Source organism: Serratia sp. JKS296 (assembly GCF_900215445.1).
GTDB classification, from domain to species: Bacteria; Pseudomonadota; Gammaproteobacteria; order Enterobacterales; family Enterobacteriaceae; genus Serratia; species Serratia marcescens.
In genome coordinates this window covers 2,050,039-2,065,115 of record NZ_OCMX01000001.1, presented here as the reverse complement: position 1 = coordinate 2,065,115, position 15,077 = coordinate 2,050,039, and the positions used below count along the sequence as shown (strand labels likewise).

Here is a 15,077-nt window from a genome sequence, read left to right as displayed (position 1 = left end):
CTATCGCGGCTTGCGCCCCATCGCGCTGAGGAAACGTTGCTGCAGGCGCAGCAGCTCCTCCAGTTCCAGCAGGCGGTAGTCGATGCCGAAACGCGGCGCCACCTCGCCGATGATGCGGCTCAGCGCCGGGTAATGGCGGTGGCTCCAGTGCGGAAACAGATGATGCGTCAAATGCAGGTTCGCTCCGCCGAGCCAGTATCCCAGCCAGCGCGGCCGGGTCAGCCAGTCGAAGGTGGTGGCGAACACGTGGTGATACCAGCCGTGCGGCATCGCGCCCTGCGCCGGCGCCTGATAAAAGTTGGCCTTGGCCCAGTGGGTGCCGATGATCAACATCACGAACAGCAAGGAAGAAAGCATTTGGCTCAGCAAGTAGACCAGCAGAATTTGCCCGATGCCGATAGCCGGCGGCAGCAGCCAGCACGGGATCGCCAGCGCCAGCAGCAGGTGCGCCGCCTTACCCGCCAGAAACGCGCACCAGCCGCGCGCGCCCTGCTGCGCCATGCGCGCCGCCACGCGGGTGCGGCCCGCCCTGTCCAGCCAATCGAACAGCCAGATGTAGTACGGGAACGTCAGCGCCGCCACCAGCGGCCAATAGTAACGCTGCGCGCGCATAAAGGGCCGCCAGCGCTGGAACGGCGTTTGCCGCAGCACGCCATTGGCGTCGATGTCGGGATCGTAATGTTCGATGTTGTTATGGGCATGATGGAACAGCACGTGCCGCACGCGCCAGCAGTCCGGATCCAGCCCCAGCGGCACGCTCACCAGGGCATTCAGCCCGCGGTTGGCCCAGGGCCGACGGAAAAACGCGTTGTGCGAGGCGTCGTGCACCACGTTCACCGTCAGGAACATGCCGATAAAGATAAAACCGAAATAGCAGGCGAAAAATGCCCAGCCGTTCTGCTGCTGCAGGCCCAGCCCGTAACACAGGCCACACAGCGCCAGCAGCAGCGCCACCTTCGCCAACATGCCGCCGTCGGCGAAACGGTGATCGCCGTTGGCCGCCAGATAGTGCTGGGCGGCCTGCATCAGCGCGCGGTGCAACCCGCTGTCGTCGCGCCGATAGGCTAACGGACGCAGCGGTTTCACGGCTGCCCCATCCGGCGCAAAAAGCGCTGTTGTTGCGCCAGCAATTCACGATAGCCGATGCAGCGATACGCCATGCCGTGCCGCTGTGCCACCTCCGCCAGCGCCGCGGCCAACGCAGGGTAGTGGCGGTGATTCCAGCCGGGGAACAGGTGATGCGTCAGGTGATAGTTCAGCCCGCCGGTCAGGTGCTCCAGCCAGTGCGGCTCGGGTTGCCAGTCGCAGGCGGTGGCGAAATTGTGCCGGTACCAGCCTTGCGGCATGCTGTCACCCGTCGGCGCCGGGTAAAACTCGGCCTGCGCCCAGTGGGTGCCCAGCAGCAGGAACACCACCAGCAGCGAGGCGCACATCTGGCCGACCGCATAGGCCAGCAACACCCAGCCCCAACCGATGCCGTGCTGGTGGCCCACGATCAGCGGCACCACCAGCACCAGCGCCACATGAAGCAACTTGCTCAGCACGAACAACGCCCAACCGCCGCGTTCCGCCAGCACGCGTTTTTCCCGCAGCGGCGTTTTATCGAGCCGATCGGACCAATCGAAAATCCACGCGATGTAAGGCAAGGAGAGCGCGGCGATCAGCGGCCAGTACAGATGCTGATAGCGCATATGCGGTCGCCAGCGCTGGAACGGCGTCTGGCGGAAAAAGCCATTCTCTTCGGTGTCCAGATCGTAGTGTTCGACGTTGGCGTAGACGTGGTGGTAATCCACGTGCCGCGTGCGCCAATAGTCCGGATCGACGCCCAGCGGCAGCGTCACCAGTCGCCCCACCAGGCGATTCGCCCAGGGCGCGCGCAAGAAGGCGTTATGCGAAGCATCGTGGTTGACGTTGACGTTGAGCAGCATGCCCATGGCCACGAACAGGAAATAGCAGAGGAAAAACGCCCAGGGCTGATGCTGCAGCAGGCTCAGCGCGTAAAACCCGGCGCACAGCGCCAGCAACAGCGCAGCCTTGGCCAATCGCGCGGCATCGGCATAGCGATGATCGCCCGCCAGGCAGGCGTGCGCCGCGCGCTTGAGATCGCGGTGGAATGCCTGTTCGCCATCGGCGGGAAAACGCAGCGGCGGCAATGTTTCAGCCATGCGGTTCCTCCACGGCGGCCGGTGCGGCCCCCCGTCCCCAGCCCAGCGCGACGCACAGGGCATGCAACGCCACGGCGGCCATGGCGATATGCCAATAACGCTGCGGCCAGCCGAGGTAGCCGATAAACAGCAGCGGCATGCCCAACGCGACCAGCAACCAGACGGCGCTCGCCCAAGATCGCCCTTCCGTCATGCCGCCCAGCGCCACCGAGCCCAACGCCAGCAGCACCAGCAGCGCCATTTGCGGCCAGCTGATGTCGCCGTAGCCGTAACCGTATTGGTAGACGTAACCGACCACCAGCGAGAACAGCAGCATGGCGCCGCTGAATACGCTGAGCGCCGAACGGCGGTCGCGTAGCCGGCCCGGCGCCGGGCGCCATGCCATACGGAAATAGCGCAGGAACGGCAGATTGCTCGCCCAGAACGGGTTGGCGGATGGCCTGTCGCCGCTGACGCCGTAGCTGAACGGCGTGGTCGGCAATGCCGGGCAGAAGGTGCCGAACAGCTTGTCCCAGAAGATAAAGCTGCCGCCGAAATTCTTATTGGAATAGGCCATGTCCTTGACGTGATGCACTCGGTGATGCGCCGGCGTGACCAGGACTTTCTCCAGCACGCCAAGCTTCGGCGTCAGCGCGTTGTGATTGAACAGCTGAATGCTGTAGTGAAAAATCGAGACCGCGACGAACACCGGCAATGGCACGCCCGCCAGCGCCAGCAGCAAAAAGAACGGGATGGACGTCAGTGACGAATACCAAGAGTTGCGCACCCCCAGCGACAGATTGAAATGCTCGCCCTGATGGTGCACCACATGCACCGCCCACAGCAGGCGGAAACGATGATGCAGACGGTGCAGCCAGTAGAAACCGAAGTCCCACGCCAGCAAAGCAAACAGCCACATCAACAGCGGCGGCCAGGCGTCCAGCAGCCCCAGGCTGAAATGCGCGGCCACGTAGCCGTAGCAGGTGATCTCCAGCCCGCGGAACAGCCACAGCATGATATGGCCGGAGTTCAGGTTGAACACCAGATCGTGCCAGTTGACCGGCTCGCGACGCCCCCACTGCAGCGCCACCGCCTCGGCCACCACGATGAACAGCATGAACACTATCGGCAATGCCAGATCGCTCATCCCACTTCTCCTTTAACCGCGCGCCGGCGCAGGGTGTTCATGCGCAGGGCCAGCCAGCCGGCGAACAGCGCCAGCAGCGCGCCGCCGGCCAAATCGACAAACAAATGCCGGCGCAGTTGCAGAATCGAGAACGCGATCGCCACGCCCCACAGCATCCACAGCGCCGTGCGCACTTTGCGCTCGCCGTCGCTCAGCGCCCACACCGCCAGCACCGTCAGCGCCATATGCAGCGAAGGCAGGCAGTTCTGCGGCGAGTCCACCTGGGTTAACGCCGCCAGCAGTTGCGCGCTGATCCCGACGCCATCGTTCTGCGGATAAGCCATGGTGGTCGGCCACAGCAGATAAACCGCCCCGGCGCCCAGCGCGGTGAGCTGCATCGCCCGCGTCAGCCATGTGACCCGCTGCAGCGGCGCCAGCAGATAACCCGCCGGAACGATGAGGAAGAAAGAGAGATAGAGCCAGATGGCCGTGGGGCTGAACGGGATCGCCCGGTCAAGCGCCGACGGCGGCAGCAAGGTTCCCGCTCCCTGCAAGCGATCGGTCAGGCTATACACCACCCCGACCGTGCCCCAGCCGAGCAACATGTGTCCTAGTCTGAACAGCGTATTTTTCATGTTTCCTCCGCCTGGCGAACGATGCGCCGCCGCTTGCGATCGAACTGCGGCAGTACCGTCTGCGCCGTCAGCCGCCATTCGAGGCGCTCAGTGGCGATGCCCTGGCGAGCGAACAGCGCGATCAGCTGCGCCTGACAATGCGCCAACGCCGCCGGGCTGCAATCGGCAATCAATTCCAACCGCCGTTCGCCGCGCTGGATCAGGCGGTAATCGCTGGTCAGCGGCAGCGCATTGGCGATCGTTCGGCTGCAGGCATCGGCGAACACCGCCTGCGGTTGCCGCTGCGCATCGGGCAGCATCAGTTGATCGTCGCGCCGCCCCTCGATACGGGCGATCGCCCGCGTCGGTTGCCCGCACGGGCAGGGTTCCTTGCGCAGCACCAGTACATCGTCCAGCCGATAACGCACGATCGGCTGCGTGCTGCGGGTAAAGTCGGTGATCAACGGCGTAAAACGCCGTTCGTCGATCCACTGCGGTTCGATATGCAAAAACTCTTCGTTCAGATGCAGCGTACCGTGCGCGCAGGTTGCGGCAAGAAATCCTTCGGTGGCCTGATACACTTCGCCGACCGCCGGAAATACCTGCAGCAGCAGGCGGCGGTCCTGCTCTTCCAACACCTCGGCCACCGAGATCGCTTTTTTGACCGGCAATTTCACCTGCCCGGCCAGCACCGCCAGCGCCAAGGCGCGCAGCACCTGCGCCGGGGCCACGATGATGCTGGGCGCCTGCCGTTCCAATGCGGGCAAATGCTCGCTGAACGGCGCAAGCAGATCGTAAAACGCCAGGCTCAGCCAACGGTTGTTCACGCTGTGATAGAGATTATTGTCCGCCCGCAGAAACAGCGCAACGCGCTCGCCGGCCAACAGCCCGTCCGGCAGCATCTTCGCCAGCATGCCGCCGGCCCACACCTGCTGCTCGCGCGGGCTGACGACAAACACGCCGCGCTGCCCGGAGGTACCGGACGACAATCCGACGCTGTAGCGCCCGATCTTCGGCGTGAAATCGCGATCCGCCTCGCTGCGCTGCGCGCAGGCCAGCACCGCATCGCGCTGCAGCCCGGCGGTGTTCATCCGGTCGAACTGCGCCATCATCAGCGCCTTGTCCATCTGCGGCCATTCGGCGAACGGCCGGCGGCTGAAACGCTGAAAATAGGGGCTCTTGCTCAGCACCCGGCGGGCAAAGCTCTCAAGCTGCCGGGCCTGATGCGCCTCCAGCGCCGCACGATCGCCAAAGCGCAGGCGCCGGGCGCGGAAATAGTGCCAAAGGGTCATGAAAGGGATCACAGATCCCCCTCGTGGCACAGCAAAATGTTGACCTGCCCGCCCGCCCACAGCTGGTTGAGCCGCTCCAGCGTGCGGGTGTACGCCGCCGCATCGTCCATCACCAGATTGGCCAGGCGCGAAGGCCCGCGCAGCGTCTGGTAACTCTGCGGCGACCAGGCGGCGTCGCTGGCCAGCAGCGTCCAGCCGGCGTCGGTGAGAATAAAGGCGCCGATATGGCCGGCCGCATGCCCCGGCAGCGGCACCAACACGATCTGCCCTTCGCTGCCCGGCAGCGCGTAACCGCGATCGAACGGCGCCAGCAGCGCGGGCAACGCCACCGAGGGAAAAGCCTCCATAAACTGCAGGCGGCTCTCGAAATCCGCCGGGATCAGGCCGGGAATAAAGGCGCGCTTCAGCGCCGCGAAACCGCGCAATCCACGGGTTTGCCGCCAGCCTTCGCCGGAGCAAATAAAGTCGAGTTGGCTGAAATCCTGCAGCCCGGCGATGTGGTCCGCGTGAAAATGCGAGACGATCAGCGCCTGAATATCGCCCTCGGCGTAACCGGCTTCGCGCAGTTGGTGCGCCAGCGACTCGGCGGGATCGAAATAGACCGGCGTCATGCGGCGATAAAGGCTGAACACCCCCGACTGCGTGTGCTGCTGAAAATAACGCGCGTAGCCGGTATCCCACAACCAGCGGCGCTCCCCCACCTCCAGCAGATAGGCGCGCGCCGGGAATTTGCATACCCGGAACCCGGCGCCGCGCAGCGCCATGCAGCCGATATGCGTGCAATAGCCCACGTCAAAAACGGTGACCTTAGCCATGCTGTCCGCCTCCTTGCCGCCGCAGCCACTCGCCGGTCAGACGAATGCCCTCTTCCATCGAATAACGCGGCCGATAGCCCAACTCTTCGATCGCACGAGTCTGGTTCAGCGTCATGTCAAAATGCACCGCCGCCACGCTGTAGCGCGTCAGCAGCGGTTCCTTGCCGCTCAGCGTCGCCCACAGCTCCATGCCGCCGGCCAGCGTATGCAGCAGCGGATAGGGCACGGCCTGCAGCCGGTAACTCAGCCCCAGCTCCTGACGCAGCAGCGCATCCAGCATCTCCGCCAGCCGCTGCGGTTGGTGGTTGGTGATGTTGTACACGGCGCCGGACGGCAATCCGCGCTGCCGACTGGCCAGATCCATCGCGTGCACCACGTTGGGGGCAAAGGTCAGATCCAGCAGCGCTTGTCCGCCGCCGGGCAATCGCAATACGCCGCGATCGCGTTCGAGCTGCTGCAACAGCCGCGGCACGATCACCCGATCGTGCGGGCCAAACAGGCCGCGTGGTCGCAGCATAATGTAGGTGGTTTGCGGATAGATCTTCGCCTGCGCCAACAGGCGTTGTTCGGCGGCGTGCTTGCTGGCGGCATAGTGATTGGCGAAGCGCCGGGCGCGGTAACCCTCGTCAAGATCGTAATGCGGCTGAAAATCGAAGTAGATTGCCGGCGTGGAGATATGCACGAAGCGCCGCACGCCGCAGCGCCCCGCCGCCTCCGCCAGCTTCTCCGTCGCCGCGGCGTTGATGCGGTGAAACTCCGCTTTGCCGCCCCAGGGGGAAGACTTGGCCGCGCAGTGCCACACCCACTCGCAGTCGGTCACCAACTGCCGGCACTGCTGCGGCGTCACCTGCGCCAGATCGAGCGCACAAAACTCGGCGCCCAGCTGACGCAACGCTTCGCCGGCCCGTTCATCGCGGCCGGTGGCTCGCACCTGATGTCCGGCTTCCAGCAGCCACTGCGCCGCGTTGCGCCCCAGCCCGCTGGTCGCCCCGGTGACCAGCACCCTCATGGCAGCAACACCATGCCGGCCAACGCCAGCCCCGCGGCGGTGCCGATCAGCATCACCGGCTGGCCGGGGTTGAAGCGCCCGGTGGTCACGGCGGCATGCAGCGCCGTCGGGATGGACGCCGCCACCTGGTTGCCGTGGTGGCGGTAGATATCTACCAGCGCCTCGCTCGAAACGTGCAGCCGCTTGCGCATGTGTTCGAGCGACAAATGGCTGGCCTGGTGTGGCACCACGGTGGCGATCTGCGCCAGGGTCAAGCCGCTGGCGCTCAGCAGCCGATCGAGGTAGCCCTCAATCAGCGCCGACGCCTGACGGAACAGCGGCTTGCCCTGCATATGAAACAGGAAGTCTTGCTCGCACATGCCGGCGCGCGGGTTGCGGCGCGTGCCGCCGGCGCGGATCTCGCAAAGTTCGCTGCCGCCGGGGTAGGTTTCCACCAGGCTGGCGAGGATGCCGCTGGCGCCGTCGCCGCGCTCTACGATAGCGCAGGCGGCGCCGTCGCCGAAGATCAGCGACGACTCTTCATGCTGCCAGTCGATGCCGCGTGAAGCGAGATCCGCTGAGACGATGGCAATACGCCGATACGTTCCGGCGTTCAGCAGCCCCGCCGCCACCTGCAGCGCAGAGATAAAGCTGACGCAGCTGCTGTTGATGTCGAAGCCTGGCGTGCCCGCCGCCAGCCCCGCCACCTTGAGAATATGCGCGGCGGTGCACGGCAATGCCTGCACCGAAATCGCCGAGGCGGAGATCAGCAGATCGATCGAGTCTGCCGGAATGGCGCGGCGAGCCAGCGCATCTTGCAGCGAAGCGGCGGCGAGCTCGGCCTGGCTGGCGTCGTCGGCGGCGTGATAGCGGTAAACGATGCCCGAGCGTTTTTCAACGTAACCGGCCGGTTTCCCCAGGCGAGCGTCGAGCGTAGAGGAGGCCACGCGGTTGGGCGGCAATGCGGCCCCGGTGGCGATGATTTTCAGAGGCAACAGCTCGGGTGAGCGACATTGTGTGGTCATTATTGTTATTGATTAACCTGACTATCCATAAAGCGATTCTCCCGCACGGCACGAAGGCCACGCGGATCATCCCCGGTTTTTATGTCCCAAAAAGCCTTTCATCAAGGCGGTATCTCTTGTTATCGGCTACCACGGGCCGACGTCCGTCGGCGGAAGCATAAGCGTAACATAACTGAGATAGTGAGTTTACGACAAGGCGGCGAGAATGGGCAGACGGCGGGGGAATTATCGGAATAGCGCCGCCGCTGGCGATCGGCGGCGGCGGGGTCAGGCTCAGCGGCGGTTGCGCACCAGTTGATAACGGCGGGTCAGGTACTCTACCGGCGCGCTCCAGATATGCACCAGGCGGCAGAACGGGAACAGCACGAACAGCGTCATGCCCAGCACCATGTGCAGTTTAAAGATAATCGCCACCCCTGCCAGGTGCGCAGAGGCGCCGGCGTGGAAGGTCACTACCGCCTGCGCCCAGGCCACCAGCTTCATCATTTCGCTGCCGTCCATATGCTGGGCGGAGAACGGAATGGTCAGCAGCCCCAGACACACCTGCACCACCAACAACGTCAGGATCATGATGTCGGCGAAGCTGCTGGTGGCGCGTACCCGCGGGTTGGTCAACCGGCGCTTCAGCAACAGCGCGCCGCCGATCAGCGTCATCAGGCCGCAGGCGCCGCCGGCGATCATCGCCAGCTTCTGCTTCACGTCGATCGGCAGGAAGGCCTCATACATCCAGTGCGGCGTCAGCATGCCGAGGAAGTGGCCCGCGAAGATGCCGATAATGCCGATGTGGAACAGGTTGGACGCCAGCCGCATGCCCTTTTTATCCAGCATCTGGCTGGAGCCGGCGCGCCAGCTGTACTGCCCGTAGTCGTAACGCAGCCAGCTGCCGATCAGGAACACTGCGCCGGCCAGATAAGGGTAGATATCGAAGAAGAACTGATTCAAAAATTGCATGATTAGCGTCCTTTGGTTCCGGTTAACGCATCCGTCAGGTCCAGATACTGTGGCGCCACCGCGCCGGCGAAGCGCCGCTGGTGCGCCGTCTGCTGGGCGGAGGCGCAGCCTTGTTCGCCGAGAAACTTGATCTGCTCCTCTTCCCACACCGCATCCAGCGCCTGCGGCGTATCGTCGCGCGCCTCTTGCGCCACCTGCGTCTCCAACGCCTGGGCCTGCACCTCGCTGCCGGACAGCGCCAGCAGCAGATCAAACAGCACCGCGTACGGGCTTTCGCGCTGCTGCAGACGCGCGCCCAGCAGCGCCAGGATCGGCGCGATGTCCCGCAGCCCTTCCCTCGCCTGCGCCGCGCTGCGGCTGGCCAAATACTCCAGGTACAGCGGCAGGAAGTCCGGCAGCTCACGGCTGTCGATCTCCAGCCCGGCGGCGCGGTACTGCGCCATCAGGTCAACCATCGCCTGGCCGCGATCGCGCGACTCGCCGTGCACATGCTCAAACAGCAGCAGCGAGGTGGCGCGGCCGCGATCGAACAGTTCGCAATAGTCAGCCTGCGCGTCCAGCAACGGGCGCGCGCACAGGCGGCGGATAAACAGAATCAGCTGCGCGCTGTGGTGCAGATCCAGCTCGCTGGCCGGCTCCAGCGCTTCGATCAGCGCCTGCTGATGGTCAAACAGCGCCTGCTCCGGGTAATCCAGCAGGCGGGCGATCACTTTCAGGCTGATCATGAGGCATCCTCCGGCCGCGCGGTTTTCGCGGTCACGTCGATGGCATCGATACGGCGGCTGTTGAACAGATTGAACTTGCCATCGCTGCCGTGGCAGCCGTCGCCGAAGCTGAAGCCGCACCCCTTGCTTTCCGGGAAGGCTTCGCGCGCCAGCTCGCGGTGGCTCGACGGCACCACGAAGCGATCTTCATAGTTGGCGATCGCCAGGTAGCGATACATCTCCTGCGCCTGCGCTTCACTCAGACCGACCTGCTCCAGCGCGCTGGTGTCCACCACGCCGTCGACGGTTTCCGCCCGCTTGTAGTGGCGCATCGCCAGCATGCGTTTCAGCGCCAGCAGCACCGGCTCGGTATCGCCGGCGGTCAATAGGTTCGCCAGATACTGCACCGGGATGCGCAGGCTCTCGACGTCCGGCAATACGCCGCTGTGCGCCAGCTCGCCGGCGTCGGCGGCCGATTGAATCGGTGACAACGGCGGCACGTACCACACCATCGGCAACGTGCGGTATTCCGGGTGCAGCGGCAGCGCCAGCTTCCAGTCCATCGCCATTTTGTACACCGGCGACTGCTGAGCGGCTTCAATGACGCCCTGCGGCACGCCGTCCGCCAGCGCCTGAGCAATCACCTTCGGATCATGCGGATCGAGGAAAATATCGAGCTGACTCTGGTACAGATCCTTGTCGTTCTCCACCGCCGCCGCCTGCTCGATGCGATCGGCGTCGTACAGCAGCACGCCGAGGTAGCGGATGCGGCCCACGCAGGTCTCCGAACAGACCGTCGGCTGGCCGGCTTCGATACGCGGGTAACAGAAGATGCACTTCTCGGACTTGCCGCTTTTCCAGTTGAAATAGATTTTCTTGTACGGGCAGCCAGTCAGGCACATGCGCCAGCCGCGGCACTTGTCCTGGTCGATCAGCACGATGCCGTCTTCGCCGCGCTTGTAGATCGCCCCGCTCGGGCAGGTGGCGACGCAGGCCGGGTTGAGGCAGTGTTCGCACAGGCGCGGCAGATACATCATGAAGGTGTTTTCGAACTGGCCGTACATCGCCTTCTGCAGGTTGTCGAAGTTCTTGTCCTGCGATCGTTTTTCGAACTCCCCGCCGAGGATCTCTTCCCAGTTCGGGCCGCTTTCGATCTTGTTCATGCGCTGCCCGGTGATCAGCGAGCGCGGGCGCGCCACCGGCTGGTGCTTGCCCTGTTTGGCGGTGTGCAGATGCTGGTAGTCGTAATCGAACGGCTCGTAGTAGTCGTCCAGCGCCGGCACGTCCGGGTTGGCGAAGATTTTCGACAATACGCCGACGCGGCTGCCCATGCGCGGCTCCAGCTTGCCGTTGATTTTACGGATCCAGCCGCCCTTCCATTTTTCCTGATCTTCCCAGGCGTGCGGATACCCGACGCCGGGCTTGCTTTCCACGTTATTGAACCAGGCGTACTCCATACCCTCGCGGCTGGTCCAGACGTTTTTGCAGGTGACCGAACAGGTGTGGCAACCGATGCACTTGTCCAGATTCAGCACCATGCCGACTTGCGAACGAATTTTCATTTGCTGTTCTCCTGCTGACTGCCCTGCGCGTAGTCGTTGCCTTCGTCGTCCAACCAATCAATGCGGTTCATCTTGCGCACCACCACGAACTCGTCGCGGTTGGAACCGACGGTGCCGTAGTAGTTGAAGCCGTAGGCCAACTGCGCATAGCCGCCGATCATGTGGGTCGGCTTCGGACAGGCGCGGGTCACCGAGTTGTGGATGCCGCCGCGTTGGCGAGTGATCTCCGACCCCGGCAGATTCACAATGCGCTCCTGTGCGTGGTACATCATGGTCATGCCGGCCGGGATACGCTGGCTCACCACCGCGCGCGCCGTCAGCGCGCCGTTGGCGTTGAAGGCCTCGATCCAGTCGTTGTCCGCAATGCCCAGATCTTTGGCGTCGTCTTCGCTCAGCCAGACGATCGGGCCGCCGCGCGACAGCGTCAGCATCAGCAGGTTGTCGCTGTAGGTGGAGTGAATGCCCCACTTCTGGTGCGGCGTCAGGAAGTTCAGCGCCTTCTCCTTGTTGCCGTTCGGCTTGCTGTTCAGCAGCGGCCGCGCGGCGCGGGTGTCGATCGGCGGCCGGTATACCAGCAGGCTTTCACCGAAGGCGCGCATCCACTCATGGTCCTGATACAGCTGTTGACGGCCGCTGAGGGTGCGCCACGGGATCAGCTCGTGCACGTTGGTGTAGCAGGCGTTATAGGAAACGTGTTCGTCCTCCAGACCGGACCAGGTCGGGCTGGAGATGATTTTGCGCGGCTGCGCCTGAATGTCGCGGAAGCGAATTTTCTCGTCTTCCTTGTTCAGCGCCAGATGCCGGTGATCGCGGCCGGTGACGTTGCTCAGGGCTTCCCAGGCTTTCACCGCCACCTGGCCGTTGGTTTCCGGCGCCAGCGACAGGATCACTTCCGCCGCGTCTATCGCGCTCTCGATCTTCGGCCGCCCCGCCGCCGGGCCGTCGGCCTTGACATAGTTAAGCTGCTTGAGGAAGTCGACCTCGGTTTGGGTGTTCCAACTGATGCCCTTGCCGCCGTTGCCCAGTTTGTCCAGCAGCGGCCCCAGTGAGGTAAAGCGCTCGTAGGTGGCCGGGTAATCACGCTCCACCGCGATGATGTGCGGCGCGGTTTTACCGGGGATCAGATCGCACTCGCCCTTCTTCCAGTCCTGTACGCCGTAAGGCTGCGCCAGCTCGGCGGCGGAGTCGTGCTGGATAGGCAGGGTCACCACGTCGGTTTCCTGGCCCAGATGGCCGACGCACACCTCGGAGAAGGCCTTGGCGATGCCCTTGTAGATTTCCCAGTCGCTCTTCGAGTCCCAGGCCGGATCGACCGCCGCCGACAGCGGATGAATGAACGGGTGCATATCGGAGGTGTTCATGTCGTCTTTTTCGTACCAGGTGGCGGTCGGCAGCACCACGTCGGAGTACAGGCAGGTGCTCGACATGCGGAAATCGAGCGTCACCACCAGATCCAGCTTGCCTTCGCCGCCCTGCTCGCGCCATTCCACTTCCTGCGGCATCACGCCGCCCTGCTGGCCGAGATCTTTCCCCTGGATGCCATTTTCGGTGCCCAACAGGTATTTGAGCATGTACTCATGACCCTTGCCGGAGGAGCCCAGCAGGTTGGATCGCCAGACGAACAGGTTACGCGGGAAGTTCTGCGGATTGTCCGGCTGCTCGGCGGCGAAGCCCAGCGAGCCGTTCTTCAGGCTGTCGACGGTAAATTCGACCGGCGATTGGCCGGCCGCGCGTGCCTGCTCCGCCAGGCGCAGCGGGTTAGCGCCCAGCTGCGGCGCAGACGGCAGCCAGCCCATGCGTTCGGCGCGCACGTTAAAGTCGATCAGGCTGCCGCCGAAGCGCGACTTGTCCGCCAGCGGCGACAGCAGCTCGTCGGTGCCGACGGTTTCATAGCGCCATTGACTGGAATGGTTGTAGAAGAACGAGGTGCTGTTCATGTGGCGCGGCGGGCGCTGCCAGTCGAGGCCGAACGCCAGCGGCAGCCAGCCGGTTTGCGGCCGCAGTTTTTCCTGGCCGACGTAGTGCGCCCAGCCGCCGCCGCTCTGGCCGACGCAACCGCAGAAGATCAGCATATTGATCAGGCCGCGGTAGGTCATGTCCATGTGATACCAGTGGTTGACGCCGGCACCGACGATGATCATCGAACGGCCGTGGGTCTTCTCGGCGTTTTCCGCGAACTCGCGGGCAATGCGGATGATGTTGTGGCGCGATACGCCGGTGATCTGCTCGGCCCAGGCCGGGCTGTAAGCCTTGACCTCGTCATAGTCGGCGGCGCAGTTGGCGTCGCCCAACCCGCGCTCCAGGCCGTAATTGGCCAGCGTCAGATCGTACACGCTGGTCACCAGCGCTTCGCTGCCGTCCGCCAGCCGCAGGCGTTTCACCGGCAGCTTGTGCAGCAGGATCTCGTCCAACGCCACGCTGTTGAAATGCTCGCTGTCGGCGCCGCCGAAGTACGGGAAACCCACCTCGGCGACGTCGTCATGCATGCCCAACAGGCTGAGCTGCAGCTCGACTTCCTGTTGCGCCTTGCCTTCACGCTGTTCCAGGTTCCACTTGCCCTTCTCGCCCCAGCGGAAACCGATGGAGCCCTGCGGCGCCACCAGATCGCCGCTGCGGTTGTCGATAGCGACGGTTTTCCACTCGGGGTTGTTTTCCTGGCCCAATCCGTCCACCAGATCGGCGGCGCGCAGCAGGCGGCCGGCGGCGTAGTGGCCGCCTTCACGCGGCTCCAGCAGCACCAGCATCGGCATGTCGGTATAACAGCGCACATAGTCGCGGAAGTAGCCGACTTCGCGATCGAGATGGAACTCTTTCAGCATCACGTGGCCCATCGCCAGCGCCATCGCGCTGTCGGTGCCCTGCTTCGGATTCAGCCAGTGGTCGCACAGCTTGGCGACTTCGGCATAGTCCGGCGTCACCGCCACGGTTTTGGTGCCCTTGTAACGCACTTCGGTAAAGAAGTGGGCGTCCGGGGTGCGCGTCTGCGGCACGTTGGAGCCCCAGGCGATAATGTAGGAGGAGTTGTACCAGTCGGCAGATTCCGGCACGTCGGTCTGCTCGCCCCAGGTCATCGGCGAGGCCGGCGGCAAATCGCAATACCAGTCGTAGAAGCTCAGGCAGGCACCGCCGATCAGCGACAGGTAGCGGGCGCCGGCGGCGTAGGACACCATCGACATCGCCGGGATCGGCGAGAAGCCGATAATGCGGTCAGGGCCGAAGGTTTTGGCGGTATAGACGTTGGCGGCGGCGATCAGTTCATTGACCTCTTGCCAGCTGGAGCGGACGAAACCGCCGCGGCCGCGCGCCACCTTGTAACTTTTGGCTTTTTCCGCATCGCCGACGATAGAGCCCCAGGCCGTGACCGGATCGCTGTGCTGCGCTTTCGCTTCGCGCCACAGTTTGAGCAGACGCTTGCGCATCAGCGGGTATTTCAGCCGGTTGGCGCTGTACAGGTACCAGGAGTAACTGGCGCCGCGCGGGCAGCCGCGCGGTTCATGGTTGGGCAGATCGGGACGGGTGCGCGGATAGTCGGTTTGCTGGGTTTCCCAGGTCACCAGACCATTCTTCACGTAGATTTTCCAACTGCAGGAACCGGTGCAGTTCACGCCGTGGGTGGAACGCACCACTTTGTCGTGCTGCCAACGGCTGCGGTAGCCGTCTTCCCAGTCGCGGTTAGTGTTCAAGGTCTGGCCGTGCTCGCCAGAAAAAGGCTCCGCCAACTGCTTGAAATAGCGGAAACGGTCTAAAAATTTGCTCATCCGGAATGCTCCTGAAGGCTCTTGTCGTTATAAGAAGACATGCTCAATCTGCCGCCAGCCTACTGACGGCCAACCGGCGGCAAATTGATTGCGATCAA

12 protein-coding genes are annotated in these 15,077 nt (G+C 64.0%); all 12 read right to left on the bottom strand.

Annotation, left to right across the window (positions count from 1 at the left end; translation table 11 throughout):
- The 12 genes from CRO23_RS09745 to CRO23_RS09690 all read right to left on the bottom strand — a co-directional run bounded on the left by CRO23_RS09745 (position 1) and on the right by CRO23_RS09690 (position 14,979).
- Complete coding sequence (locus tag CRO23_RS09745) at positions 1-1,086, bottom strand: acyl-CoA desaturase (protein WP_097101870.1); 1,086 nt, start codon at positions 1,084-1,086, stop codon at positions 1-3.
- Positions 1,083-2,165, bottom strand: coding sequence for a fatty acid desaturase family protein (locus tag CRO23_RS09740; RefSeq protein WP_097101869.1), 1,083 nt, complete (start codon positions 2,163-2,165; stop codon positions 1,083-1,085). The genes CRO23_RS09745 and CRO23_RS09740 overlap by 4 nt, the downstream gene beginning before the upstream one ends.
- The gene (locus CRO23_RS09735; protein WP_016927369.1) at positions 2,158-3,291 is read right to left on the bottom strand and encodes a sterol desaturase family protein; all 1,134 of its coding nucleotides are present in this window, start codon (positions 3,289-3,291) and stop codon (positions 2,158-2,160) included. Before CRO23_RS09735 ends, CRO23_RS09740 begins: the two co-directional genes overlap by 8 nt.
- Positions 3,288-3,905: a phosphatase PAP2 family protein gene (locus tag CRO23_RS09730; RefSeq protein WP_049299154.1), complete on the bottom strand. Its 618-nt coding sequence runs from the start codon at positions 3,903-3,905 to the stop codon at positions 3,288-3,290. The genes CRO23_RS09735 and CRO23_RS09730 overlap by 4 nt, the downstream gene beginning before the upstream one ends.
- The gene (locus tag CRO23_RS09725; protein WP_033640061.1) at positions 3,902-5,188 is read right to left on the bottom strand and encodes a F390 synthetase-related protein; all 1,287 of its coding nucleotides are present in this window, start codon (positions 5,186-5,188) and stop codon (positions 3,902-3,904) included. Before CRO23_RS09725 ends, CRO23_RS09730 begins: the two co-directional genes overlap by 4 nt.
- Complete coding sequence (locus CRO23_RS09720) at positions 5,185-5,991, bottom strand: MBL fold metallo-hydrolase (RefSeq protein WP_049299153.1); 807 nt, start codon at positions 5,989-5,991, stop codon at positions 5,185-5,187. The genes CRO23_RS09725 and CRO23_RS09720 overlap by 4 nt, the downstream gene beginning before the upstream one ends.
- Positions 5,984-7,000: an NAD-dependent epimerase/dehydratase family protein gene (locus CRO23_RS09715; protein WP_097101867.1), complete on the bottom strand. Its 1,017-nt coding sequence runs from the start codon at positions 6,998-7,000 to the stop codon at positions 5,984-5,986. The genes CRO23_RS09720 and CRO23_RS09715 overlap by 8 nt, the downstream gene beginning before the upstream one ends.
- Positions 6,997-8,004, bottom strand: coding sequence for a 3-oxoacyl-[acyl-carrier-protein] synthase III C-terminal domain-containing protein (locus CRO23_RS09710; RefSeq protein WP_097101865.1), 1,008 nt, complete (start codon positions 8,002-8,004; stop codon positions 6,997-6,999). Before CRO23_RS09710 ends, CRO23_RS09715 begins: the two co-directional genes overlap by 4 nt.
- 273 nt (positions 8,005-8,277) lie before the next feature.
- Complete coding sequence (gene narI, locus CRO23_RS09705) at positions 8,278-8,955, bottom strand: respiratory nitrate reductase subunit gamma (protein ID WP_033640058.1); 678 nt, start codon at positions 8,953-8,955, stop codon at positions 8,278-8,280.
- 2 nt (positions 8,956-8,957) lie between these two features.
- Positions 8,958-9,680 (bottom strand): nitrate reductase molybdenum cofactor assembly chaperone, encoded by a 723-nt coding sequence (gene narJ / locus CRO23_RS09700; RefSeq protein WP_016927362.1) that lies wholly within the window; start codon positions 9,678-9,680, stop codon positions 8,958-8,960.
- Positions 9,677-11,221, bottom strand: a complete 1,545-nt coding sequence (gene narH, locus CRO23_RS09695) for a nitrate reductase subunit beta (protein WP_016927361.1) — start codon at positions 11,219-11,221, stop codon at positions 9,677-9,679. The genes narJ and narH overlap by 4 nt, the downstream gene beginning before the upstream one ends.
- Positions 11,218-14,979, bottom strand: a complete 3,762-nt coding sequence (locus tag CRO23_RS09690) for a nitrate reductase subunit alpha (protein WP_097101863.1) — start codon at positions 14,977-14,979, stop codon at positions 11,218-11,220. Before CRO23_RS09690 ends, narH begins: the two co-directional genes overlap by 4 nt.
- Positions 14,980-15,077 lie beyond the last annotated feature (98 nt).

Bases quoted from the DNA above. Each gene is read 5' to 3' on its own strand.
- narH (WP_016927361.1), bottom strand. From the start codon at position 11,221: ATGAAAATTCGTTCGCAAGTCGGCATGGTGCTGAATCTGGACAAGTGC.
- narI (WP_033640058.1), bottom strand. From the start codon at position 8,955: ATGCAATTTTTGAATCAGTTCTTCTTCGATATCTACCCTTATCTGGCC.
- CRO23_RS09740 (WP_097101869.1), bottom strand. From the start codon at position 2,165: ATGGCTGAAACATTGCCGCCGCTGCGTTTTCCCGCCGATGGCGAACAG.
- CRO23_RS09715 (WP_097101867.1), bottom strand. From the start codon at position 7,000: ATGAGGGTGCTGGTCACCGGGGCGACCAGCGGGCTGGGGCGCAACGCG.
- CRO23_RS09710 (WP_097101865.1), bottom strand. From the start codon at position 8,004: ATGACCACACAATGTCGCTCACCCGAGCTGTTGCCTCTGAAAATCATC.
- narJ (WP_016927362.1), bottom strand. From the start codon at position 9,680: ATGATCAGCCTGAAAGTGATCGCCCGCCTGCTGGATTACCCGGAGCAG.
- CRO23_RS09730 (WP_049299154.1), bottom strand. From the start codon at position 3,905: ATGAAAAATACGCTGTTCAGACTAGGACACATGTTGCTCGGCTGGGGC.
- CRO23_RS09690 (WP_097101863.1), bottom strand. From the start codon at position 14,979: ATGAGCAAATTTTTAGACCGTTTCCGCTATTTCAAGCAGTTGGCGGAG.
- CRO23_RS09720 (WP_049299153.1), bottom strand. From the start codon at position 5,991: ATGGCTAAGGTCACCGTTTTTGACGTGGGCTATTGCACGCATATCGGC.
- CRO23_RS09735 (WP_016927369.1), bottom strand. From the start codon at position 3,291: ATGAGCGATCTGGCATTGCCGATAGTGTTCATGCTGTTCATCGTGGTG.